The sequence below is a fragment of the Coprobacter fastidiosus genome (assembly GCF_982245605.1).
The window spans coordinates 82,543-108,078 of record NZ_CEVCIF010000002.1; the positions used below are offsets into that span (position 1 = coordinate 82,543).

20 protein-coding genes are annotated in these 25,536 nt (G+C 36.0%); 10 read left to right on the top strand and 10 right to left on the bottom strand.

Features of this window, described 5'->3' with window-relative positions:
- Positions 1-18: 18 nt before the first annotated feature.
- The 8 genes from rimO to tsaD all read right to left on the bottom strand — a co-directional run bounded on the left by rimO (position 19) and on the right by tsaD (position 6,849).
- Positions 19-1,314 carry a 30S ribosomal protein S12 methylthiotransferase RimO gene (rimO, locus tag AC0UMU_RS00975; protein WP_022389757.1) on the bottom strand — a complete coding sequence of 432 codons (1,296 nt, stop codon included), beginning with the start codon at positions 1,312-1,314 and terminating at the stop codon, positions 19-21.
- Between the two features lie 111 nt (positions 1,315-1,425).
- Positions 1,426-2,382: a signal recognition particle-docking protein FtsY gene (ftsY, locus tag AC0UMU_RS00980; protein WP_022601859.1), complete on the bottom strand. Its 957-nt coding sequence runs from the start codon at positions 2,380-2,382 to the stop codon at positions 1,426-1,428.
- Between the two features lie 215 nt (positions 2,383-2,597).
- On the bottom strand, positions 2,598-2,750 hold the full coding sequence (locus AC0UMU_RS00985) for a DUF4295 domain-containing protein (protein ID WP_009319566.1): 153 nt from the start codon (positions 2,748-2,750) through the stop codon (positions 2,598-2,600).
- A gap of 9 nt (positions 2,751-2,759) precedes the next feature.
- Complete coding sequence (rpmG, locus tag AC0UMU_RS00990) at positions 2,760-2,948, bottom strand: 50S ribosomal protein L33 (protein ID WP_009319565.1); 189 nt, start codon at positions 2,946-2,948, stop codon at positions 2,760-2,762.
- 19 nt (positions 2,949-2,967) lie between these two features.
- The gene (rpmB, locus tag AC0UMU_RS00995) at positions 2,968-3,207 is read right to left on the bottom strand and encodes a 50S ribosomal protein L28 (protein ID WP_009319564.1); all 240 of its coding nucleotides are present in this window, start codon (positions 3,205-3,207) and stop codon (positions 2,968-2,970) included.
- Between the two features lie 128 nt (positions 3,208-3,335).
- Complete coding sequence (locus tag AC0UMU_RS01000; RefSeq protein ID WP_022389755.1) at positions 3,336-4,577, bottom strand: CinA family nicotinamide mononucleotide deamidase-related protein; 1,242 nt, start codon at positions 4,575-4,577, stop codon at positions 3,336-3,338.
- A gap of 1 nt (position 4,578) precedes the next feature.
- Positions 4,579-5,814 carry a M48 family metallopeptidase gene (locus AC0UMU_RS01005; RefSeq protein ID WP_022601860.1) on the bottom strand — a complete coding sequence of 412 codons (1,236 nt, stop codon included), beginning with the start codon at positions 5,812-5,814 and terminating at the stop codon, positions 4,579-4,581.
- Positions 5,815-5,826: 12 nt separating this feature from the next.
- Positions 5,827-6,849: a tRNA (adenosine(37)-N6)-threonylcarbamoyltransferase complex transferase subunit TsaD gene (gene tsaD, locus AC0UMU_RS01010; protein ID WP_473979850.1), complete on the bottom strand. Its 1,023-nt coding sequence runs from the start codon at positions 6,847-6,849 to the stop codon at positions 5,827-5,829.
- Between the two features lie 239 nt (positions 6,850-7,088).
- Between tsaD and AC0UMU_RS01015 the strand changes: the two genes are divergently transcribed.
- Positions 7,089-11,606, top strand: coding sequence for a translocation/assembly module TamB domain-containing protein (locus AC0UMU_RS01015; RefSeq protein WP_278714747.1), 4,518 nt, complete (start codon positions 7,089-7,091; stop codon positions 11,604-11,606).
- A 126-nt stretch (positions 11,607-11,732) separates the two neighbouring features.
- Here the strand turns inward: AC0UMU_RS01015 and AC0UMU_RS01020 are convergent, their stop codons facing one another.
- Entirely contained in the window at positions 11,733-12,800 is a 1,068-nt protein-coding gene (locus tag AC0UMU_RS01020; RefSeq protein ID WP_187119560.1) for a glycosyltransferase, read from the bottom strand.
- 412 nt (positions 12,801-13,212) lie between these two features.
- On the opposite strand from AC0UMU_RS01020, the gene AC0UMU_RS01025 reads away from it, so the two are divergent.
- The 3 genes from AC0UMU_RS01025 (at position 13,213) to AC0UMU_RS01035 (ending at position 17,580) form a co-directional block, all read left to right on the top strand.
- Positions 13,213-14,016 (top strand): polysaccharide biosynthesis/export family protein, encoded by an 804-nt coding sequence (locus tag AC0UMU_RS01025; protein ID WP_031258769.1) that lies wholly within the window; start codon positions 13,213-13,215, stop codon positions 14,014-14,016.
- Between the two features lie 31 nt (positions 14,017-14,047).
- Entirely contained in the window at positions 14,048-16,378 is a 2,331-nt protein-coding gene (locus tag AC0UMU_RS01030) for a GumC family protein (protein WP_278585452.1), read from the top strand.
- 446 nt (positions 16,379-16,824) lie between these two features.
- Positions 16,825-17,580 (top strand): O-antigen ligase family protein, encoded by a 756-nt coding sequence (locus AC0UMU_RS01035; protein ID WP_229088678.1) that lies wholly within the window; start codon positions 16,825-16,827, stop codon positions 17,578-17,580.
- A 23-nt stretch (positions 17,581-17,603) separates the two neighbouring features.
- On the opposite strand, the gene AC0UMU_RS01040 is transcribed toward AC0UMU_RS01035, so the two are convergent.
- Positions 17,604-18,719 (bottom strand): glycosyltransferase, encoded by a 1,116-nt coding sequence (locus tag AC0UMU_RS01040; protein WP_022601871.1) that lies wholly within the window; start codon positions 18,717-18,719, stop codon positions 17,604-17,606.
- Between the two features lie 454 nt (positions 18,720-19,173).
- Between AC0UMU_RS01040 and AC0UMU_RS01045 the strand changes: the two genes are divergently transcribed.
- From AC0UMU_RS01045 to AC0UMU_RS01070, 6 genes are all read left to right on the top strand, one after another.
- Entirely contained in the window at positions 19,174-20,382 is a 1,209-nt protein-coding gene (locus AC0UMU_RS01045) for a glycosyltransferase (RefSeq protein ID WP_022601873.1), read from the top strand.
- Between the two features lie 690 nt (positions 20,383-21,072).
- Positions 21,073-21,270: an acyltransferase gene (locus AC0UMU_RS01050; protein WP_416337132.1), complete on the top strand. Its 198-nt coding sequence runs from the start codon at positions 21,073-21,075 to the stop codon at positions 21,268-21,270.
- A gap of 78 nt (positions 21,271-21,348) precedes the next feature.
- Entirely contained in the window at positions 21,349-22,413 is a 1,065-nt protein-coding gene (locus AC0UMU_RS01055; protein ID WP_288640206.1) for a radical SAM protein, read from the top strand.
- An 84-nt stretch (positions 22,414-22,497) separates the two neighbouring features.
- Positions 22,498-23,613, top strand: a complete 1,116-nt coding sequence (locus tag AC0UMU_RS01060) for a glycosyltransferase family 4 protein (RefSeq protein ID WP_009319544.1) — start codon at positions 22,498-22,500, stop codon at positions 23,611-23,613.
- A gap of 11 nt (positions 23,614-23,624) precedes the next feature.
- Complete coding sequence (locus AC0UMU_RS01065; RefSeq protein ID WP_022601880.1) at positions 23,625-24,038, top strand: lipocalin-like domain-containing protein; 414 nt, start codon at positions 23,625-23,627, stop codon at positions 24,036-24,038.
- Positions 24,039-24,043: 5 nt separating this feature from the next.
- Positions 24,044-25,516, top strand: a complete 1,473-nt coding sequence (locus AC0UMU_RS01070) for a capsule assembly Wzi family protein (protein ID WP_022601882.1) — start codon at positions 24,044-24,046, stop codon at positions 25,514-25,516.
- Positions 25,517-25,536: the final 20 nt, after the last annotated feature.

Genomic DNA, 25,536 nt, shown 5'->3' on the forward strand with positions numbered 1-25,536 from the left:
TTATAAAACACAGATATTCTATAAAACCTCTCCGAACAAATCAAATGTTTGGGCATCAGTAATCCGAACGTTATAAAAATCTCCAATAATCAACGGCTTTTCTTTTCCAATCAAAACTTCAGGATCAACTTCCGGCGAATCGAACTCTGTACGTCCTATATAATATTCTTCTTCCTCCCGATCGATAATCACTTTCATTTCCTGTCCTACCTTGGAAACATTTATCTCGGCAGCAATCTCTTCTTGTATAGCCATCAATTCATCCAACCGCCTCTGTTTCACTTCTTCCGGTATATCATCCGAATAATGTTCAGCCGAAAAAGTCCCTTCTTCTTCGGAATAAGCAAATGCTCCCATACGTTCAAACCGGGCTTTCCGGACAAACTCTTTCAGTTCTTCAAAATCAGATTCTCCCTCTCCGGGATGCCCAACCATCAGAGTAGTGCGGATATGTATTCCGGGCACTTCTTTCCGAATACGGGAAAGCAGTTCATAAGTTTCTTCCTTGGTCACATGTCGATGCATCATCCGTAACATATTATCGCTAATATGCTGCAATGCAATATCGAGATATTTGCAAACGTTAGCATGTTTACGCATTACGGGTAACAGATCATACGGGAAACGTGCCGGATAAGCATAATGTAATCGCACCCATTCTACTCCGGGAACAGAAGCAATGCGATCTACCAATTCGGCAATACAAAATTTTTTGTAAATATCCATCCCATAATAGGTAAGGTCTTGAGCTATAATCTGAAATTCTTTTACTCCTTTCCGTACCAACATCTCAATCTCTTCAATGATATCTTCCATAGGACGAGACTGGTAATGTCCCGTTATAATAGGTATAGCACAATAAGAACACATCCGGTTACAACCTTCAGCTATTTTTATATATGCATAATGAGAAGGCGTTGTCAATATACGTTCCAAACGAAGGTCAGGCACATATTCCTTTCCCAAATCATCCAGCAATTTATTCCAATCGAACTTTCCGTAAAACTTATCGACTTCAGGAATCTCTCCTGCAAGCTCGGTCATGAAACGTTCAGACAGGCATCCCATTACATAAAGCTTTTTGATTTTTTTCTTTGCTTTTGCCGCAACAAAATTCAAAATCATATTGATCGATTCTTCTTTGGCATCGCCTATAAACCCACAGGTATTGATCACCACGATCTCTCCCGTTACTTTTTCTGCATCATGCCGGACTTCATATCCGGCCGCTTCGAACTGCCGCATAAGATGTTCCGAATCCACCAAATTTTTAGAACATCCTAATGTTATTATATCTACTCTGTTCTTTACCATTTGTTCTATAATTAAATAGTCTTCCGACCTTTACTGTACAGAAATCGCGCAAAGCGATATAGGTCTTCTCTGCGCGATCTTGTTCATGCGAAATATCGTAAATTACATATCTTATTCGTCTCCGAAAAGAGAATCTACAAATTCTTTTCTGTGGAATACCTGTAAATCTTCCATTCCTTCTCCCAAACCTATATACTTAACCGGTGTTTTAAACTGGTCGGATATTCCGATCACTACCCCGCCCTTTGCAGTACCATCAAGTTTGGTAATTGCCAATGCATTTACTTCTGTCGCAGCGGTAAATTGTTTCGCCTGTTCAAAAGCATTCTGTCCGGTAGAGCCATCCAATACGAGCAACACTTCATGAGGTGCTCCCAGAATAACCTTGTCCATTACTTTCTTAATTTTAGAAAGCTCATTCATCAAACTGATTTTATTATGTAAGCGTCCTGCCGTATCGATAATTACGACATCCGCATCATTAGCTTTAGCCGAACTTAGGGTATCAAAAGCAACAGAAGCTGGATCAGCTCCCATTTTTTGTTTCACAACCGGAACACCTACTCTTTCACCCCATATTACAAGCTGTTCTACCGCAGCTGCTCTAAAGGTATCGGCTGCACCCAAATAGACTTTATTTCCGTTCTTCTTATATTGATAGGCCAGTTTTCCGATTGTTGTTGTTTTCCCTACACCGTTTACACCAACCACCATTATCACATAAGGACGTTTACTCTCCGGAACAGTAAATTCCCCCTCAGTTTCATTATCGTTTTCTGTCAATAAAGCGGCAATCTCTTCACGCAACATTCCCTTCAACTCCCCGGTAGAAATATATTTGTCCCGTTCGACTCGCTTTTCAATCCGTTCGATAATACGCAAAGTCGTCTCCACTCCGACATCCGATGTGATAAGCACCTCTTCCAGATCGTCCAAGATATCGTCATCAACTTTCGATTTTCCCGCTACGACACGGGCAAGTTTCGAAAATACCCCTTCTTTGGTTTTGGAAAGACCTTTATCAAGTGTCTCCTTTTTTTCTTTAGAAAAGAAACCGAATAATCCCATATCTATTTTTTATCATTGATTACAATTGCAATTATATCTTTCAAACTCTCTGCTTTCCCGGCCATCGGTTATCGGATATGAAATGAAGATTTCGAGGTACTTTCCAGCATATCATACAATCTTCAAAGCACAAAATTACAAAATAAAGCGACAAAAAAAAACTTCCTTACAGAATTGTAAGGAAGCTCTTTATATTAAGTATCTGATATTCTCAATTATTTAGCGAGCACTTCATTTACTTTTTCATTAGGAACCATTTCTTCCTGGAAAATATAAGCTCCTGTCTTCGGTGATTTTACCATTTTAATCACCTTTGAATAAGTACGTCCATCACCTTTCTGAAGAGACGCAACGGTTTTCTTTGCCATAGCTCAATATTATTTAATTTCTTTGTGAATAGTTACTTTTTTCAAGATAGGATTGTATTTTTTCAATTCCAATCTCTCTGTGGTATTTTTTCTGTTTTTAGTGGTAATGTATCTCGAAGTACCGGGCATACCACTTGCTTTGTGCTCCGTACATTCAAGAATAACTTGTACTCTATTACCTTTAGCTTTCTTTGCCATCTTCTTAACTTCCTTCTAATTATGCGTTTAAATAACCTTTTTCCGCAGCTTGTTTCAAAGCTGCATCCAATCCCATTTTATTAATGGTACGGAGACCGGCAGCTGATATTTTCAGGCTGATCCAACAATCTTGTTCTACCCAATAGAACTTTTTGGTAAACAAGTTGACATTAAATCTTCTTTTTGTGCGTCTCTTTGAGTGAGATACGTTATTGCCAACCAATGCTTTTTTTCCGGTAATTTGACAAATCTTCGACATCGCTTTATCTATTTTTTTATTGATTTTCTACTGCTTTCACAAACAGAGTGCAAAGTAAACGTTTTTAAGAATACCTTCCAAATTTTTTTCTATTAAATACTCTTTTTTTTAGAACTCTCTATTCCTGATCATTCACTTAAAACAGAGATCATCTGCAACAGTGCCGTATGCGTAAAACGATTTATGTTTATCGCCCGTGAATTTTCAAAACAATATTTACGACTGACTATCCGATCTCCGACAGCTACAGCAATACAAACCGTACCGACAGGCTTACCGGGTACTGCCCCGTCCGGTCCGGCAATACCCGATGTAGCAATAGCACAATCGGTTTTCAATAAACGTCGTACCCCCTTAGCCATCTGTTCCACAACTTCACAACTCACGACTCCGTGTTTTTCTATTGTCGAAGGATCGACATCCAGAACCTGCACCTTCACTTCATTGGCATAAGATACCACACTCCCTTTATAATAGGCCGAACTGCCGGGTATCAATGTAATTTCATGTGCGATATTTCCTCCGGTACAACTTTCTGCCGTAGCAATTGTCAATCCTTTATAGGATAACAGCAACCCTAACGCCTCCGCCATAGTAGCATCTCGATGACAGAATATATGTTTTCCCAACAAATCTTCTAAACGGGAGAAAGAGTCGTCCAACTGCCGAGATAAAATTTCCTCGTTCTCTCCCCGTGCCGTCAGCCTCAACCGGATAACTCCCGGAACGGGCAAATAAGCTAATTTAATTGATGCCGGTAATCCGGCTTCAAAATCCGAGAGAAATTCAGACAAAGCCGATTCTGAGAAATCTTTCACAAGGCAAGTTTTATGCAAAATTGCCGTATGATCAGGGTAACGCTTTCTCAATCTGGGTAGCACCTCCGCTGTCATGGCTCGCTGCATCTCTGCCGGAACTCCGGGCATCGACACTAATACTTTTCCATCCTTTTCAAACCACATAATAGGAGCTGTTCCTACCGGATTCTGTATTACGGTACAACTGTCCGGCACCATCGCCTGTGTACGAGTGGAGTCATTCATTTGCAATCCCCTTCGTTCAAAAAAAAGATCATTATTTTTCTGAACTTCAGCATCAAAGATCAATTTTCCACCAAAATATTCACAAAGCGTCTGTTTAGTAATATCATCTTTCGTAGGCCCGAGTCCACCTGTCATTAATACGACATCCACTCGATCGAACGACTGGCGGATAGCGGATATAATTTCAGCACGACGATCACGCACCGTCGTAATTTCCATTACCTCCCAACCGATTTTATTCAAGTTACGGGCTATCCAAGACGAATTCGTATCGGTTACCTGCCCGATCAGCAATTCATCTCCGATTACTATAATCTCAACATTCATATCATTTATATTTTTGCAAAGCCGCCATGCGTTGCAATAACGTAGGGTGAGAATAATATACTTTTACATATAGAGAATCGGGAGTCAAGTTACTTAACGATTTCACGGAAAGTTTTTTCAGACCACCTATCAAAGCATTCGCTAAGCCAAAAGATGCGGCAAAAGCATCTGCCTGATATTCATTTCGACGAGAAAGAGCATTTATCCCGATCCCTGTCAACAGCTCCAAAGGAGTATATAACAAACCGAATGCGACCAAAGCTAACGGAAAAGAAGGCGTACTTCCCCCCATCGCCTCAGCCAACACCGAACTGTCCAACACCAAAGACAACAAAAAAAACATCAGAACCGTATTCATTACCGATACTCCCATCATTTGCCATGTATGTTTATGTTTATAATGGCCTATCTCATGAGCAAGAACTGCAACAATTTCTTCCGTGCTCAAATCATCTATCAACGTATCATAAAGTACGATCCGTTTTTTAGGTCCTAATCCGCTAAAATAGGCATTTGCTTTTGTAGAACGTTTAGAACCGTCTATCACATAAATATTATTCAGTTTGAAACCGGCACGATTAGCGAACTTCTCTATCGCATTTCTCAATTCGCCCTCTTCTAATGGCGTCTGTTTATTAAATAACGGAACGATCCATTCCGAATAGAACATATTCATCAACATACTGAAAGCCACGACCACAATACAGGCAACCCACCAAAAAGAAGTTCCCAACCACAGATATAACCAAAGAATCGCAGCCAAAAGTAATCCACCTATAACTATACCGAACAGCCAAGATTTCAACTTATCGGCAACGAACGTTTTACGAGTTGTTTTATTAAATCCGAAACGATCCTCTATAACAAATGTATCGTACCAATCAAAAGGTATAGTCAACAGATCATTCACCAAAAAAAGAACGAAAAAAAAGAATAATGTAGCCGGAATCAACTTTTCAAACAATGAAAAAGCCCATGTATCGAGCCATCCGAATCCGCCCAAAAACAGCATCAACAAGACGAGCAAAGTCGTATATGTAGAAGTTATAAGACCGAAACGATTGTTGACTTTGAAATAATTTTGCTGATCGGCATATTTCCGCTCATCGTAAAGTCCCCGCAACATTTCCGGCAAAACCGGAGATGCAGCACGACGGTTTCTCGATGCCAACCATTGGGAAAAAATATATTCTCCCACGACAAAAAACACAATGATATAAAATACCCAATTATACATTTTATAAACAGCTTACAATACTACTCGAGAAAAAGGAGCTTCGTCGATCGAACAAAAATCTTTGTCCAAATATTTGTAATATCCCGTTATCGCCACCATAGCTGCATTATCGGTCGTAAAAGAAAATTTCGGCAAATGAATCTTCCAGCCATACCGACGGGCATGATCTTCAAAAGCGTTTCGCACTCCCGAATTAGCCGACACTCCCCCGGCTACCGCCACTTCGGTAATACCGGTATCCTTTACCGCTTTACGCAATTTATCCATTAATATATCCACAATAGTAAACTGTAAAGAAGCGCACAGATCTTGTTTATTTTTTTCTATAAAATCAGGATCTTCTTTAATGCGGTCACGGAGTAAATAAAGGAAAGAAGTCTTCAATCCGCTAAAACTGTAATTATACCTGGGAATGTGCGGTTTATTCAAGGTAAAGGCCTTCGGATTCCCTTCTTTAGCCAAACGATCCACTACCGGTCCGCCGGGATAGCCCAAATCCATGACTTTAGCGCACTTATCGAAAGCCTCTCCGGCAGCATCATCTATCGTCTGCCCGATCACCTCCATATCCTTATACGAATTTACCCGAATAATCTGGGAATTTCCTCCGGACACCAATAAACAGATAAACGGAAACGACGGTTGATTATGGTCATCTTCGCTCTCCTTGATAAAATGCGCCATGACATGTGCCTGCAAATGATTTACATCGATCAGAGGAATGTCCAAAGCGGTTACAAAACCTTTGGCAAAAGACGTACCGACAAGTAAAGACCCCATCAATCCCGGTCCGCGAGTAAACGCCAATGCACTCAATTCGCTCTTATCGATTCCTGCACGTTTCAATGCTTCGGACACTACCGGTATAATATTCTGCTGATGTGCACGAGATGCCAGTTCGGGAACAACTCCTCCGAAAGCCTCATGCACAGCCTGGCTGGCTATAACGTTAGACAACATAACGCCATCTCGAATTACAGCTGCCGACGTATCGTCGCATGATGACTCTATTCCTAAAATAGTTATATGGTTCATATAATTGATTTTCTCACAATATTTCTGCGGACGAAATTAATCATTAAAAGGGAATTATTAGGAAAAGCATCCGATTTTTGTTTACCCAAAACACAACTTTTTACGCAAAATGTTATATTTTGCATAATTCTTTTAACAATATTATAATCACAAATCAAGAATAAATGTTGCATGATCGAAAAATTCGACAACGTCAAAGATTTATTCTCCGAAAAATGATAAATTTGTACCACATTGTCATGAAACAGATATTCAAGATTTTCAAATACATAACAATCAGCATATTAACGATTTTAATTATCGTATATGCCGGACTTTATTTATTGTTGAGCATACCCGCTGTTCAACAGGAAATCAAGAATATAAGCGAACGTGAACTATCTCAAGTATTAGAAACGAAATTAACTATAAAACAGGTACAGCTTTTCCCGTTCAATAAAGCAGTATTGGAAGGGCTTTGTCTATATGACCAGAAAAACGATACATTGCTTTATGCTCAAAAACTAACTGCCGGATTTTCCCCTTTTGCTTTATTGGAACATCAATTGATATTTACAACGGCCCAACTTTTCGATTTCAAAATCGAAATACAACGGGATTCTTCAAATTCACAAACCAATCTCCAATTTTTAATAGATGCTTTTACTCCTCGAAAAAAGAATCGTTATAAACCGTTCGATATACAGCTTAATACTATCCTGATTCGCCGGGGAAGTATCCGTTATGATATTTTATCCGAACCGTACAAAGATCCGGGAACTTTTGACAAGAACCATATCCTTTTGGACAAAGTAGTATCTACCGTATCACTAAAAGCTTTACGGAAAGACTCTATAAACATCAATGTCAGGCGCATCAGTTTTGAAGAAAAATCGGGCTTTTCATTATCAAAATTGGCATTTAAGTTACAAGGGAACGAAGATAAAGCGACATTGTCTAATTTTCGGCTCAATCTTGCAAATTCACACCTGAGTATCCGAAAAACAGACATCGACTTGTCAAAGACAAATACGCTGAAACAATTCTGTGACAGTACGGATTTGAATTTCAATATTGATGAAGCTCATGTCGTATTAAAAGACATTGCTCCTTTTGCTCCGATCTTACGGAACTTTTCTACCCCGATAGATTTGACATGTAATATCGGCGGAACTATAAACAACCTACGACTCGAACACATGAATTTATCTTATGGAGAGAAAAGTATCCATTTGAAAAGCAAAGGTAGTCTCGATGGCGTTACATCACCACAAAATGCGTTCATATTCGGTGAAATACAAGAATTGAATGCATCTCCCAAAGGAATACAATCTTTAATCAACGATTTATCTTCGGTCCGCAAAGATGTGAACCCGATTCTTGCTCATTTAGGAACAGTTAGTTTTCACGGTGAAATATCGGGATTTATAACTCAATTGATCACCTTCGGAGAATTTGACAGCAATATCGGAAAGTTACGGGCGGACATGATGATCTCCCGGAATGCAAAAGAAAATCTGGCATATAAAGGAACTGTAGAAACTTCAGGGCTTCAAATCAGGGAGCTTCTGCCCCAAGGGAATCCCTTGGGAGAAATCAGTTTTAAATTTGATCTCGATGGACACCACCCGCATAATGAAATGCCCGAAGGTAAAGTCATTGGAGATATAGGCCATATCGACTTTAAAGGATACACATACGAGAACATCAGCCTGAACGGGAACTACAAAGGTTCGAAATATGACGGCACTCTCAATATAGACGATCCGAACGGGAACTTGCAAATGAACGGAACTATCGATCTATTAGATAAGCGTCCGATATTTCAATTAGTAGCACGAGGTGAAAATATACGTTTACAGGAACTACAATTAGCCCCTCAATACTCAAACTCGACTTTAGGATTCATTCTCAGTGCCAATTTCGAAGGAAATAATCTGGATAATGCAGAAGGAGTCTTATCGATAGACACCCTCTCTTTTAACAATAACGGAAAAATATTCTCAACTCGAAATTTTCATATCGAAGCTCACAATGAACAAACTCCTCAGTCAGTAAGCATCGAATCGGACTTAATATCAGGAAGAATATCCGGCCGATATTCTTTTAATACACTAAAGGACTCTTTCACTCGAATGTTAGCATCTGCGCTACCTTCACTCATTCAGCCACCTACCTCTAAACAAGTAGCACAAAACAACTTCACTTTTAACTTCGAGATTCAGAACAGCAATCATTTATCGGATGTTCTCGAACTGCCTTTTATTTTAAAAAATCCGGCAAAAATATCAGGATTTTTCAGTGATGAAAACCGCAATTTCAGGATAGAAGGAAATTTGCCCGAATTTCAAATAAAAAACATGCGCTTTGCTTCGGCGGGAATCTACGCAGAAAAACAAAAAGAAAATATTTCTTTCCAGCTTGGAGCTATGCTACTTAACAAGCAGGACAAACAGATTCATTGGAATGTAGCTGCAAAAGCTCATGACGACTATCTTGACACAAAAATCAACTGGAGCAACTCCGGTACGGCAACGTTTTGTGGAGAATTATCATCCCAAAGTAAATTTATCAAAACCGAAAAATCTGCCGATGCCGACATACATATCAACCCGACCCAACTGATACTGAATGACACAATATGGCAAGTCTCCCCGTCCCAAATCAACATTAACGATGGTAAAATACAAATCAGCCATTTCGAAGTAAGACATGATTCTCAATTTTTACGTCTTGACGGTAACATATCAAAACTTCCTGAAGATGAATTGACTTTGCAACTGAATGACATCAACCTTGATTATATTTTCGGATCACTGAATATCAAACATGTCGTTTTCGGAGGTCAAGCCACGGGTATATTCAGCATCGCCGGATTACTGAATAAAGAAATCCGCCTGAGTACAAAACAGTTTGATGTAATTAATTTTGCATACAATCACTCTTTATTGGGAAATCTTCATCTATTCAGCCAATGGGAGCGAGAAACAAAAGGTATTTTACTACAAGGTAAAATATCTCAACCGAACACAGATGATACCCGGATCGAGGGATATATATTTCCGACCAGAGATTCGCTACATCTGTCATTCGATGCAAATCGGCTGAACCTTGAATTTCTCCGTCCGTTTATGGATAATATTTTAAGCAATGCGACAGGACGGGCCACCGGAAAACTGGATTTTTACGGGAAATTCAAAGCCTTAAACGTAACAGGAGATGCTTTCGTCGATAATTTTACTTTCGACATCGGATATTTGAACACGTCATTTTCCGTTACTGATACCGTACACATGACTCCTACTTCGATATATTTTAATGATGCCTCGTTGCGCGATCGAAATGGGAAACTCGCTAAGGCCAAAGGTATATTGCATCATAAAAATTTCAAGAATCTCAGCTATGATATCGGGATTTCGGGGTTACAGAATTTTCTGGTATATAATATGACAGAAAAACTCAGCCCTATTTATTACGGCACAATATATGGAAGTGGAGCTGCAACTATCAACGGGGATCTTGTAAAAACGGATATAGATGTCAACATGAGTACCGGACCGAACTCTAAATTTACCTATGTTCTTACGGGAAACGAAACGGCAAGCGATTACCCGTTCATTACTTTCATAAATAGACGTGCATTGAATTTTGAAAAGCAGAAATTACAACAGGACAGCATCAATACTCCGATTTCTACTCCGGTTATTGAAAAAAAGAATCATTTATTAAATATAAATCTTCAAATCGATGCTACTCCCGACATAACGATGCAACTGGTCATGGACCCGGCCACAGGAGATATAATCAAGGCAAACGGAACTGGGGCAATGCGTATAGAATATAATACATTATCCGACATGAAAATGTATGGTACATATACCTTGGAAAAAGGGAATTATAACTTTAATTTGCAAGATCTTATCACAAGAGATTTTGCCATACGTTCAGGGAGCAGTATCTCGTTCAGAGGAACACCTCTGAATGCCGAGCTCAACATCGAGGCTTATTACGCACTAACTGCAAATCTACAAGATCTGGATGAAAGTTTTGCTGATGATAAGGAACTGGCAAGAACGAACGTTCCTGTTCAAACGGTTTTACGTCTTACCGGAGATTTACAACGTCCCGACTTTAAATTCGATTTGAATTTTCCGACTTTAAGTCAGGATGTTGACCGACGGATACGCAGCATTGTCAGCACTGACGAGATGATGAACCGGCAAATCATATATTTGCTGGCACTAAACAAATTCTATACTCCGGATTATATGAACGTGGGACAGGCCCGAAATAACGAACTCGTTTCGGTAGCCTCATCGACCTTATCTTCACAATTAAGCAATATGCTCGGGCAAATTAGCGACAAGTGGAATATCGGTACAAATATCCGAAGTGATAAAGGCGATTTCTCTGATGTAGAATTCGAACTTGCTTTATCGAGTCAACTGCTCAACAATCGATTAATATTTAACGGAAATTTCGGATATCGAGATGACGCCGTAAACAGCAATACATTTATCGGTGATTTCGACTTAGAATATTTACTCAGCAAAAGCGGAAATTTACGCTTAAAAGCATATAATCACTACAATGATAAAAACTACTACATAAAATCGGCCCTGACAACTCAAGGCGTAGGAATCATGTATAAACGTGATTTTACAAAATTTCAGGAACTATTCCAGCGCATAGGAGAATCGATACATCGTCTTTTCAAAAAAAAGAGAAACCCGAAAATCAAAGATAACACACAAACTACCACAGAACAAGAAAAATAATTCTTTATATAAAATCGAAAGACTTAAAAAATACTTCCAAAAGTCTATTCAATCTATCTAAAAACTTGTTCTAATTTTCCGATGTAGAAATTCACGAAACCGACTCGAGCAAAATTAAACAGACTTTTACAAATTCTGCCATGTAAAATTTTTACTTTTACTACAAATCCCGATAATCTTATAATATAGATTAATTACAGACTGTAAAAGATCAAAAACTGGAAGTAAAAAGAATAATTTATTGGATGATAATCTTTTTGCAGATTTACGATATATGGTTACTTGCACAATAAACCGTAATAACCAAAACAAAAACGATACAGCCGAAAACAACAGATTATAATAAAGTCCGTAAACAAAAAACAAAACGATCGAAATATAAAATAAATACACGGTCATTCGCTCAAAGCCAAATACAAACTTCGAATCGGTCTTTAAATAGGCAGCAGTAAAATCATACCTTAACTTTAATTCTCTCCAAGCCTTAAAATTATTTTCATAATGAATTACCATTCTACTTTCAGGAGAAAGTTCGATACGGGTATTATCTGCCGTCGCAACCTCATTAATAAATAAATCATCGTCTCCATAATGGAGATTTAAATGTTTGGAAAAACCTTTATTTCTGAAAAACAGATCTTTCCGATAGGCAAGATTATATCCTTCGGCCATATAAGTCTTATGCAATAGAATATAAGAGATATAACGCAAAGTAAACATTAACCGATCATAAGCGACGTATCTTCTTTTCCGTTGCCCCTCCCCGTCTATATATGCGTATCCTGCTACGATATCCACTCCTTCAACAAAATTCCGCATCATATAAGTAAGCCAATCACTTCCTTCAGGTGCACAATTGGCATTTGTCAACATTACAATATCATGCTTTGCCGCCTTAATTCCAACCGTTAAGGCCAATTTTTTCCGGCTAAGGCTTCGGGCTTCATCCGGAATATAAGTTTGATATAAATTGTCATATTCAGATTCTAAACGGGTCACAACATCACGAGTCTCGTCTGTAGAACCGTCATTTACAACAATCACATCAAAATCGGGATAGTTTTGTGACAAAATCGAAGGTAAAAAAACCTCTAAATGCTCAGCGTCATTTTTAGCATACACGATGACAGATACTCCCGGCTGTTTATCGGTATATGGGACATCTCCTTTTTCTTCCGATTCCAGATATTTCAAGGGTTTTCGGTAAAAATATAGATAATAGAATATCTGAATCGAAAAAAGAATAAACATTACAATAAAAAAAATGATCTCTATACTATTAAAATCAAAACTGACCTGCATATTTCGTAATATTTTATGCAAACGTACACAATCTTTTTTTATGAAACAAAACCTATTTTTGAAATAAAAAATACTCTAAAGCAAATGGCAATAAATTATCAGAATAATTTTATATCAAAATAAATATTTGGTAATAAAGCAGATATAAAACACGCTACATTTTACAAAAATTTTTATTCTACAACGACAATAAAAAACAGAAAGAACCGTTACATAATTAAGTGAGCAAATTTTATTGGGAACATACGATAAAAAGGCTATATTTGTCCCATTGAATTATGTTTATCTGCAAAAATTATTTTTAATGAAAACAAATATATTTTACTTATTCCTTATTTCCGTCGCCTTTTTCTCTTGTAAAACACAATCAGATATTGCTTATTTTCAAGACTTAGAAAATAAATACGACCAAGGTATAGCAATCGATACTTTATTAAACTACGAATCTAAAATTATCCCGGACGACATATTATCTATCTATGTATCGGCAGAAGATCCTAATGCGGTAGCAATGTTCAATCTTCCAGCTATCAGCTATTTACAAGCCGGTGACACTGAAATCAGCGGAACGCCGAAACTTCAAACATATCTTGTCGATAAATACGGATATATCAATTATCCGCAACTCGGTAAAATTCAAGTTGCCGGATTGACAACGAGACAACTCGAAACAACAATAAAAAAAGAGATCGAGGCATACGTCAAAAGTCCTTTAGTAACAGTAAACACTCTTAACTCTAAAATCGTCGTCTTAGGAGAGGTAAACAAACCCGGAGTATTAAAAATAGAAAGTGAACGTGTATCCATCCTGGATGCAATCGGTATGGCTGAAGATTTAACCATATACGGAGAAAGAAAAAATGTATTATTAGTCAGAGAAAAAAACGGAAAAAAGGAATTTTGCCGGTTCGACCTGACCGATCCAGCAATTTTTTCATCCCCATATTACTATTTACAAAAAAATGATGTCATATACGTAGAACCTAACAAAGCCAAAAAAGCTACGGCAAAATACGGATCAGACAAACAGTTTAATATAACAATCACATCAACTATCATCAGTGCTGTATCTACAATTGCAGCCTTATTTATTGCAATATTTAAATAAGTTATCAACCTGAAAGGCTTCATTACATATTATGGAAAATATAAATTCTTCAAACAACAATGATCAGATAGATGTTGTTTCTCTTTTTAAGAATTATATAAAACATTGGTACATCTTTGCTATATGTATAATAGCGTGTACCGGTGGAGCGTTTTTATATTACAAGCTCAATAAACCCGTATATCAAATAAATGCAAACTTTTTGGTTAGTCAAGACAACGAAAAAGGATCAAATCCCCAAGCATCTCTTCTAAAAAGTTTTTCTTTCGGAAGTGCTCTCGGAGGGGGAATTGTCGAAGACGAAATATTTATCGTATCTTCTCATTCAATGCTATATGACGCAGTAAAAAAACTCGGATTGAATAAAACTTACACAATTCATAGGGATTTTATAAGATCTGTAAATATATATCAGACCCAACCTGTTGATATTTATATGCCGTCTACATTAGAAGATACACTAAGTAAAAGTTTGACCTTTAAAATAAAAGCCTCTAAAAACGGGATTATAACAGTAGATGCCAAAAGAGGCCGTAAAAAAATAGGATACAAAAAAACAGACAAGTTTCCGGTTTCCTTATCTACAGTATACGGGAATTTTATTTTCAATAAAACTCAATACTTTAAAGAAGGAAAAAGTTTAAATATGGAAATTACTTTAGCCCCATTCGATGAAGCTGCAGAAAATGTAAAACAAAATATAGATATATATTTACCGGATAAAAAAGCGAATGTTATAGGATTAAGTACAAAAGAAACAAATATTCAAAAAGGGAAAGACCTTCTCAATACTATCATAAATTTATATAATAGCAAGGGCCTTATCGAAAAAAAACAGGAAGCCCTTAACACGGCAAATTTTCTTGACGAAAGAATCAATATTCTTACAAAAGAACTATCTAATGCAGAAGAAGAAATAGAAACATATAAAAAAGCCAATAATCTCACGGATATTGGATCGGAAGTGAAAATCATTCTTGAACAATCCGGAGAATTCAGGTCAAAGTTGATTGAGACAGAGACTCAATATCAAATTATAGAATTAATCGAATCTTTTTTGCACAACCCTGACAACAAGTATTCATTAATTCCTTTTAATACGAAACTATCAGAAAATTCTTCACCGATTGAAGATTATAATGAATTGATATTAAAACGAATAAAACTACTTCGTTCGGTAAAAGAAAACAGTCCTGCCTTACAAAGTCTGAATGAAGTTATCGATGCAACAAGAAATAATGTTATAAACTCTATTAAGGAGACTAAATCCAGCATAAATATAACATTGAATGACTTGCAAAAACAAGAAAATGCTTTTGTTTCGAGAATTAAAAATATGCCGACTCAAGAAAGAGAGTTCATATCAATAAAAAGACAACAAGTAATAAAAGAAAATCTTTTCCTCTTCTTATTACAAAAAAAAGAAGAGAATGCATTGACTTTGGCAAGCCAGACTCCTAAAGGACAAATCATCGACCAGGCTTATAATCAAAACAGACCTGTAAGTCTATCCAAATCCATGTTACTTTTGATAGGTCTTGCATTGGGACTAATATTACCTATCATATATCTCTATCTCAAAGATATAACACGAACCAAATTCTCGACAAAAGAAGAACTCCAAAAATTAACCAATTTACCAATACTTGGAGAAATGTGTACCAACACGTCTAAAGATCATATTATAGTCAAAGAAGGTCAATACAGTTCCGGAGCAGAATTATTCAGATTAATACGTACCAATATACAATTTTTACTAACCAACCAAAACGAAAAAGTCATTTTAGTTACATCAAGTGTAAGCGGTGAAGGCAAATCATTTATATGCAGTAACTTTGCAGCATCATTGGCTTTATTGGGGAAAAAAGTAATTTTAATCGGAATGGATATACGAAGCCCCAAATTAAAAGAATATTTAAACATACAACAAACCGACAAAAAGGGCGTAACGAACTTTTTAGCGTCCAATAATCTTCCTTTACAGGAAATTATTATACCAAATGCCATTCAAAAAAATATGGATGTAATTCTTGCTGGCCCGATTCCCCCCAATCCGGCAGAATTATTATTAGGAAACCGGATTGAAGAATTATTCTCCGAGTTAAAAAAAGAATATGACTATATCGTTGTCGATTCAGCTCCGGTAGGAATGGTATCTGACACATTCAGTCTTACCCGGATAGCAGATGCAACAGTTTACATTTGCAGAGCTAATTACACACACAAAGACAATATCAAATATGTAAACAACCTTGTAGCAGAACATAAGTTGAAAAACGTTGCATTAATCATTAATGGAACTCCGGCAAAACAAGGCTATGGCTACGGTTACGGACAAACACAGAAATCACAAAAAATATGATTTCGCTTACAAGGACATATTACGTTTTTTTTCTGTTTACATTACTTTTCGGTTTTTACTTCTACAATACTTTCGGTATAGAAATTGTAGATGAATTACTAATATTTCTATTACTATGCTTTAGCGGAATACATATTCTCACGACTAAAAAAATCTCTAATTATAAGGGGTTGTTTCTTGTCTTGGGAATTCTTTTCGTATACTTGTTTCACAGTTTGTTTAACTTAAAAGTTAATACTCCTAAAGCCGTAGTTACAGACTTTGTCATTCAGTTAAAGCCTCTCATTGCATTTTTTTGTACATATGCAATTGCTCCTAAATTTTCTGTCAAGCAAAAAAAAATACTACGAAATATTTGTCTGTTTTTGAGTTTCGTCATGTTAACCGTTTGTCTTCTCGGACAACTTAAAACCGTATTCTTTCACGTAGCGTACGCCGGTATTAACATGACTATTATTGCTTCCCTCTTTTATCTATGTAGCGAAGACACATCCAGAAACAGGATTTTCACCATACTATTATTATCAATAGGTCTATTCGGCACTCGCTCAAAGTTTTATGGATTCTTTGTTTTAGCAATTTTTGTTTTTTTCTGGTTCAAGCCGGAAATGCTAAAAAAAATTCGTCTAAAATATATCTTGTTATGTATAATTATATTTGCCGTAATCATATTAGTTGCATGGAGAAAAATCAATTATTATTTTATAGGAGCAGATATTGACCAAACAGAAGAATTTACCGAAACCGCAGCAAGAGCAGCTTTATATGCAGTAACACCTTCTATAATATCAGATTATCCTTTTTTAGGGACAGGATTAGCTTCCTATGCAACTCACGCTTCAGGAGAAATCGGATATTCCGATATATACAGCAAATACGGACTCGATAACGTTTACGGGCTTATTGAAGGAGACTGCCGGTTCATATCCGATACATTCTTTCCCGAATTAGTTCAGTTTGGTATTATAGGAATTATTCTATACATCGTTTTATGGAGATTTATCATTAAAAAATTATATCAAGCATACAATGAAAACGGGAAAGTACAATTCCTAAAAATCGGTTTGTTAATGATAGGTTTTATTATGATCGAATCAGTAGCCGGATCTGTATTTTTACAAGGAGGTGGTATATGCGCTATGATAATATTAGCTTTAATAATAAAAAATGCATTTATAGAAGAATCTCCTCAAAACGCATAAATTACATAAAAATCTATCTATAATTAATTATTTCTATCAGACATCTTTTTATTGAAAAGAGCGATAAATTTACCAGCTACGGCTTCTACCGATAATTGTTCTCTATAAATTAAACAATTATCTACATAGTACTTATTATTCCGAATGATCTCCATCATATCATGTTCATTCCAATTATCCTTTGCTATACCTAATTTATTCTGAATCACATCATAGCTGCTATAAGGTACTAAATTGGTAATCACAGGTGTTGCAACAGCAATCGATTCGGACAAGCTTATCATATTCAACTCCATCCTTGAATTTAATAATATTGCTTTCGCATGAGAAAGATACTCATTTAGCTCTACATGCGACAAATGACCTAAAAAAATTACACTATTTTCTAAATTCAACTGTTTTACCAAAACTCGAAGATCCTCATATAATATGCCTGTCCCCGCTATATATAAGCGATAATGCAAAAGATTATATTTTTTTAAAAAGAGGTCAAATTTTCGAATTATGCTCTCAATATTTTTTCTATAAATTAATTGTCCTACTGTTATAAAATAATCAACTTTATCCGTACTATATTTCAAATTATCAAAATTCATACCATGCACAATTATTTCATTTGACGTATTGCGATGATAATTTAAAATAAAAGAACGAGCCGCATAAGAGCGAGGCACGACAAAACATCTGCGCATAAAAAACCGTCCAATAATGTTATACCAAACCTTAGAGGGTATTTTTTTCATTTTTCGATTATGTACTCCAAGTTCTTGCCAAACAAAAACTTTTGAAGGACAAATCATACATGCAAAGAGAGAAGGGAAGGCAAATATTTCACTCGAAATAATAAAATCAAAATTTTTAGCATTATTCTTCAAAAACTTATACAAAGATAGAGAAAAAGGTAATACACTTGGTAAAAATATCTGTTTCAATTCAGATTCAAAAAACAATATATCAAACTCATATTCCTCCAAAACGGATGGTTTGTAATCTGCTGCTGCTGCAAGAGTTACCTCATGACCTAAATTTTTGAATCCGACACACAGATTATAAATCATCGTATCTTTAATGCTCTTGACTTTAGGAATAATATTATTTTCAGCCGTAAACAAAATTGAATTTAATATAAGAACTTTCATGTATAATAAACTGCTTAAAATCGTCCGAACTCACTATAAGTATAAACAAAAATACCTTTTTTATTTAAGATATACAATGTCATCTACAAACTTTTCAATTAATGAGAGTAGAAAAATTTGTAAAGCTTGTCAAGTATCTGTCTAAATTTTCCGATAAGAAAATATTATCAGATCATTTTTGCATTTTCTCTCGATCTGTTTTCCCATTTGCACTCGTCCGATCCCCCTCTATCCCCCTCTATCCTCCTCATAAGAACAAGAAAATATCCACGAAAGAAACTCTCAAATCTAACCTAAGCAAAATTTAGACGACAGATTCTTAACACTTATTATTCTTAAAAACATTTTTAATCAGTATATGGAAAAAGTCTTACCAACATATTACATACATTACAAAAAAATACTATCTTCGTTATTGCTAGAATCAAACCATTTTAATATAGTTTTCTGGTATATGATAAAAAAAGAACGCATACTTTTAGTTAATAAATTCTATTATCCTCGTGGTGGAGATTGTATGGTTACCCTAAACCTTGAAAAATTACTGAAAAGCAAAGGACATGATGTCGCAACATTCAGTATGCAGCATTCACAAAATATAGAGTCTCAATATTCTCCTTATTTTCCTAACGAAATATCCTTTTCAGGCAACATTAAAAATAAAGTAAATGCAGCAAAACGGATATTTGGTATAGATACTATAAAAACAAAATTCAATCAATTATTATTCGATTTTCAGCCGGATATTGTTCACCTACATAATATTCACTCTTACCTGTCTCCCATAGTTGCCAAACAAGCAAAGGCATACGGTTGTAAAGTATTCTGGACTATGCATGATTATAAACTATTATGTCCAGCGTCTGCTTGTTTAAATAAAAATCAAATATGCCAACAATGTTTATCTGACAAAAAACAAGTCGTCATAAACAGATGTCTAAAAAACAGCTTAACAGCGAGTTTACTCGGATATATTGAATCTATATATTGGTCAAAAGAAAAATTAGAACAATGGATAGAAGCATTCATCTGTCCTAGCCAATTTATGGCCGATATGATGATAAAAGGAGGTTATTCTCCTAACAAAATAAAAACACGATGCAACTTTATCGAGAAAGAAAAAATCGATTTCATAAAACAAAATTTCTCCAATGAAAGAAGTAATCACTACTGCTTTATCGGAAGAATTTCACAGGAAAAAGGAATCAAAACTTTACTCGAAATAGCCGATAATCTTCCTTATAAACTCATAATTGCAGGAAACGGCCCATTATTAGAAACACTAAAAAAAGAATATGCTTCAGAAAAAATAACATTTACAGGACACTTATCTACTCAAGAAGTAGCAGATCTATTAGGAAAGGCCAAAGCCTCAATAATTCCGTCCGAATGGTATGAGAATAATCCTCTAAGCATAATAGAATCGCTATGTATGGGAACTCCCGTTATCGGCTCACGAATCGGAGGAATTCCCGAACTTATCACGGAAAATAACGGAATACTATTCGAACCATTTGACAAAGAAGAATTGAGAAAAAGTATTATCGAACTATTCGAGAATAAAAAATTTGATTATGAACAAATATCTCAAACTGCTATAACCCAATTCTCAGAAGAAAATTATTATACTCATCTTTGCAATATATACCGACAGAGCATTTAAAGAACATATCTCTACATAATATCGATATAAAATCATCCTTCTATAAAATAAATTTTTATTCATACCGTTATAGTAGAAATTACATTTTTCAAATTTTTAGATAAATAATTTCTCTTCTAAAAATTCTGAATAGCAATTTTGGAAAAAATAACGAATATCTCCATCTTTGCATTTAGATATATAGGATAAATGAAACACTTTATAGAAAATATAATCCATAAACTCGGGAAAAAAGATTATAAACTTGATAAGAATCTTACCAGCAAAGGTTTAATAATCGAGGTGCTATCTAAAATACCCTGCATTATACGGGGATCGATAAAAAAAATCGGACTAAAAAAATCTTCCGGAATATTATTTGCCGGACGCCATTGTAAACTCCGCCATAAATATCTGATTACTATTGGGAAAACTCTGACTTTAGGCGATAATGTCGAGATTAATGCACTATCAAAAAATGGGGTAAAAATAGGGAATAATGTCACTATTCTAAAAAATTCTATTATCGAATGTACCGGAGTAATCAGAGAATTGGGAGAAGGTATAGAAATAGGTGACAATGTCGGTATTTCTCAATCATGTTTTATTCAAGTACGAGGGAATGTAAGAATAGGCTCTTACGTTATCATGGGTCCCGGAGTATCTATATTTTCAGAAAATCATAATGCAGACAATACTGACGAATATATTATGAACCAAGGTGCGACCCGAAAGGGCATAACTATTGAAGATGGAGTATGGTTAGGAGCTAAATGCACGATTTTAGACGGTGTTACTATCGGCAAGCATGCGATCGTCGCGGCCGGTAGTGTCGTAACAAAAGATGTTCCTGCATATAGCATTGTCGGAGGTGTTCCTGCAAAACTTATCAAAAATCGCAAGGAATAAAATAACATCACAAATCATTCTGTAAAGAACGCTTATTTTATTATTTTTGTGCCTTATTACGATTTACAATCAGACGATATGGCAATTTCATCCCCTACAGATATGTGCATCATCACTACTTACAGGTGTCCGATGCAATGTAAAATGTGCAGTATATGGCAGAATCCAACAGAAAAAAGCAAAGAAATACAAGTAAAGGAGCTCGAAAAACTCCCCAAAGTAAAATTTGTGAATCTCACCGGAGGTGAACCATTTGTACGGGAAGATCTTGAAGAAATTGTCGAGGTAATGTTTCGGAAATCTCCACGGGTAGTGATTTCCACATCCGGATGGTTTGAAGATAGAGTCATAAAACTGGCCGAGAAATTCCCGAACATAGGTATCAGAATCAGTATAGAGGGGCTATCATGTAAAAATGACGAATTAAGAGGAAGAGCCGGAGGTTTCGATAAAGGATTACGGACACTCATGCTCCTCAAAGAAATGGGAGTAAAAGATATTGGTTTCGGCATTACTGTTTCCAATAATAATTCCGAAGATATGCTCTCTTTATACCGCCTCTCAAAAAATTTGGGAATGGAGTTCGCCACTGCGGCATTTCATAATTCTTATTATTTCCACAAACACGACAATGTGATAACCAATACAAACGAGGTTATCGACAACTTTACCCGTTTAATTGAAATGCAAATGAAAGAAACCCACCCCAAATCTTGGTTCAGAGCATTCTTCAATATGGGGCTTATCAACTACATTGAAGGAAACCGCCGTATATTACCTTGTGAAGCCGGATTAGTAAACTTTTTCGTTGATCCCTATGGAGAAGTTTATCCATGTAATGGACTTGAAGAAAAATATTGGCAGGAAAGTATGGGTAACATTCGAAATGTAACCGATTTTAAAGAAATTTGGGAAAGCGAACAGGCTGCACGGGTAAGAGAATTAGTACGCAAATGTCCAAAAAATTGCTGGATGGTGGGAACTGCATCTCCTGTAATGAAAAAATATATTCAACATCCTATACACTGGGTATTAAAAAATAAATGGAGATCTATGACCGGAAAGCCCGTATGTATCGATAAAAAATGGTATGATGTAGGACAAGATCCCGAACAGGGGAATTTAAAGGAGAAAAGCAAATAATCGGTCTTCCTTAAATTCGACAAATTATATACGAAAATAGATCTTCTCTCCGTTATATATTAGTGTGTCTATCTGCATATTTCCATGAAATCTGAAAGAAAAATAAAAATCATTGTTACCGGGACAAGAGGCATTCCTGATATTTTAGGGGGAGTAGAGACGCATTGTGAAGAATTATATCCTCGTCTTGCTAATAACAAATATACAATCACTATTGTACGACGTAGCTGTTATATTACTGATAATATTCGAATAGATAATTATAAAGGAATCTCTTTAAAAGACATTTACGCTCCCCGTAAAAAAAGTCTGGAAGCCATCGTTCACACCTTTTTGGCTATCCTATATGCAAAAAAATCACATGCCGACATCTTACACATTCATGCGATAGGGCCTTCATTGTTAATACCTTTTGCCCGAATATTAGGTTTAAAAGTAGTCATGACTCACCATGGTCCTGACTATGACCGCCAGAAATGGGGACATCTAGCTAAATGGATGCTTCGCACCGGAGAACGAATGAGTGCAAAATATGCAAATGAAATTATCGTTATTTCCAGTGTAATCGACAATATTCTTCGCGAGAAATATGGTAGAAATGATACTCACTTGATTTTTAACGGTGTAACTCTCCCTAAAAAATCCCAATCAACCTGTTATATCGATCAGCTAGGATTAACTACCCATAAATATATATTAGCAATGGGAAGATTTGTCGAAGAAAAGGGTTTCGATTTACTAATAAGAGCATTCTCTGCATTGAAACAAAATAAATATAAGCTGGTAATCGCCGGAGATGCCGACCACCCTTCGGCATATTCAGAAAATCTGAAACGACAAGCTCTGGAAGAACATGTTATATTAACAGGTTTTATAAAAGGGGAAAAACTGAATGAGATAATGTCTAATGCAGCATTGTTCATACTTCCTTCTTTCCATGAGGGCTTGCCTATATCTCTTCTCGAGGCGATGAGTTATGATTTAGATGTGCTTGTCAGTGATATTCCGGCAAATCGGTTACCGGAACTAACTCTTGATGATTATTTCAAAACCGGCTCGATTCCCGATTTAAAAAATAAGTTACAATATAAAATCGAGAACATACAGCTTGACCGAAAGTACGATTTGTCTTCTTATAACTGGGATAATATCGCCGAACAAGTCGATTCGGTATATCAGCTTATCCTAAACAAAAAATAATTTGAAATATAATGATAAAAAAATTTCTGCCATTATCGACCATTATTCTAACATTACTATTTTCCGGCTGCAATAAGGATAACGAAAATCTTATCAGAGGAAAATGGCAATTAAGACACATCGACATGCCCAACAACAGCCAAATATCGACAGATTCGGTATTTTACAGTTTTCAGTTGAATATATTCGAATTGGCGACATTAGTACAGGGAAATGACTTTAGTGCCGAAAAAACAAACGGTATCTATACCATAAAAACAGACTCTATTTTTATGACAGTAACACCATCTTACATGGGAAATGCACTAAAAAGTCCTTATTATGGATGGCATACCGCTGAAAAAAACTTTGCAATCAAAAAATTAGATCATTCGGCACTAATATTATCCTGTAATGACACCATCTACACATTTCGTAAATTCTGATCTTTATGCTAAAAAAAATAATTATACTATTCCTCCTTGTTTTCTTCGGCTCTATATACAGCATTATTCATGCACAATTCACCCTCCAATACAGTGCAGAGACAAATATAATTACAGGAAATGGAGAATTTACTCCTTTTTATTTAATGAATAATCGCGGAGGTGTAATTTCATTCACCCCGAATAACGGTTATCTAAGAGCAGGTGTGAGCAAAAAAATCGATAATGACAAACGTTTTTCATACGGATTCGGTATCGATCTTATCGGATCATACAATAACGATGCAACAATCTATTTACAACAATTATACGGTGAAATAAAATATCGTTGTCTCGGACTTATGATAGGTAGTAAAGAACAATACTCCCTGATGCGTGACAGAGAACTGAGTAGCGGAAGTATGGTTTGGTCCGGGAACAGCCGTCCGATACCACAAGTATCGGTAGGAATACCTCATTTTGTCAATTTTCCGGGAACAAATGGATGGATGCAAATTAAAGGAGAAATTTCTTACGGTATATTTGTTGATGATGCTTATCAAAAAGAGCATAAAGGAGAAGGGAAACCCTACAGCAAACATGTTTTGTATCACCGTAAATATCTAATATTAAAATTTGAAAAAGAAAAACCTTTTTACGGTTCGATCGGAATAGACATGGCAGCACAATTTGGAGGTACAATATATGATAACCCCAATTTCAAAACTTCCGTAACCAAATTTCCATCAGGAATCAAAAGCTTTTTTAAAGTATTCGTACCATTATCCGGAGGTAATGATTCCCCACTAATAGATCAGGTAAACGTTACAGGCAATCACTTAGGCAGTTATCTCTTAGAAATAGGTTATCGTAAAAAAAACTGGCATGCAAAATTATATCATGAACGTTATTTTGATGATCATTCAGGCATGATCTTTAAAAACAAATGGGACGGATTATGGGGAATAGAATATAGAACTATCAAGAAAAAACTAATAACCGGTGCAGTATTCGAAATAATGAATTCAAAAGATCAAAGCGGTCCGTTCTTATTCGATAAAACAGAAGAATTGCCTCTAAAAACAAGCGGAGCTGATTTTTATTACGGACACATGGCATACAACGGGTGGACACATAGAGGACATACGATGGGAACACCGTTTATCGCTTCGCCCGGTTATAATACCGACGGATTTCTCGGATTTAAAAGTTCCAGAAGTCTTGCTTTTCACGCCGGGATAGACGGATACATATTTTCAGAGCTCTCATACAAAATTTTAGCAGGACATCAACAAGGCTGGGGTACTGGATATTTACCTTTTACCCATATCACACACGAATTTTCAGCTTTAGCAGAAATAAATTACCGACCTGAAAAAATTAAAGGTTGGACATTTCGATTATCGGGAGCATTTGATAAAGGTACTCTGTTCGGAGACAATTGGGGAATACAAATAGGTATACGGAAAGAAGGTCTTTTGTTCAGCACAAAGAAATAAAACCGCAGAAAAATTTATCC

Coding starts and splice junctions, on each gene's coding strand:
- rimO (WP_022389757.1), bottom strand. CDS start 1,314: ATGGTAAAGAACAGAGTAGATATAATAACATTAGGATGTTCTAAAAAT.
- ftsY (WP_022601859.1), bottom strand. CDS start 2,382: ATGGGATTATTCGGTTTCTTTTCTAAAGAAAAAAAGGAGACACTTGAT.
- AC0UMU_RS00985 (WP_009319566.1), bottom strand. CDS start 2,750: ATGGCAAAGAAAACCGTTGCGTCTCTTCAGAAAGGTGATGGACGTACT.
- rpmG (WP_009319565.1), bottom strand. CDS start 2,948: ATGGCAAAGAAAGCTAAAGGTAATAGAGTACAAGTTATTCTTGAATGT.
- rpmB (WP_009319564.1), bottom strand. CDS start 3,207: ATGTCGAAGATTTGTCAAATTACCGGAAAAAAAGCATTGGTTGGCAAT.
- AC0UMU_RS01000 (WP_022389755.1), bottom strand. CDS start 4,577: ATGAATGTTGAGATTATAGTAATCGGAGATGAATTGCTGATCGGGCAG.
- AC0UMU_RS01005 (WP_022601860.1), bottom strand. CDS start 5,814: ATGTATAATTGGGTATTTTATATCATTGTGTTTTTTGTCGTGGGAGAA.
- tsaD (WP_473979850.1), bottom strand. CDS start 6,849: ATGAACCATATAACTATTTTAGGAATAGAGTCATCATGCGACGATACG.
- AC0UMU_RS01015 (WP_278714747.1), top strand. CDS start 7,089: ATGAAACAGATATTCAAGATTTTCAAATACATAACAATCAGCATATTA.
- AC0UMU_RS01025 (WP_031258769.1), top strand. CDS start 13,213: ATGAAAACAAATATATTTTACTTATTCCTTATTTCCGTCGCCTTTTTC.
- AC0UMU_RS01030 (WP_278585452.1), top strand. CDS start 14,048: ATGGAAAATATAAATTCTTCAAACAACAATGATCAGATAGATGTTGTT.
- AC0UMU_RS01035 (WP_229088678.1), top strand. CDS start 16,825: ATGACTATTATTGCTTCCCTCTTTTATCTATGTAGCGAAGACACATCC.
- AC0UMU_RS01040 (WP_022601871.1), bottom strand. CDS start 18,719: ATGAAAGTTCTTATATTAAATTCAATTTTGTTTACGGCTGAAAATAAT.
- AC0UMU_RS01045 (WP_022601873.1), top strand. CDS start 19,174: ATGATAAAAAAAGAACGCATACTTTTAGTTAATAAATTCTATTATCCT.
- AC0UMU_RS01050 (WP_416337132.1), top strand. CDS start 21,073: ATGAACCAAGGTGCGACCCGAAAGGGCATAACTATTGAAGATGGAGTA.
- AC0UMU_RS01055 (WP_288640206.1), top strand. CDS start 21,349: ATGGCAATTTCATCCCCTACAGATATGTGCATCATCACTACTTACAGG.
- AC0UMU_RS01060 (WP_009319544.1), top strand. CDS start 22,498: ATGAAATCTGAAAGAAAAATAAAAATCATTGTTACCGGGACAAGAGGC.
- AC0UMU_RS01065 (WP_022601880.1), top strand. CDS start 23,625: ATGATAAAAAAATTTCTGCCATTATCGACCATTATTCTAACATTACTA.
- AC0UMU_RS01070 (WP_022601882.1), top strand. CDS start 24,044: ATGCTAAAAAAAATAATTATACTATTCCTCCTTGTTTTCTTCGGCTCT.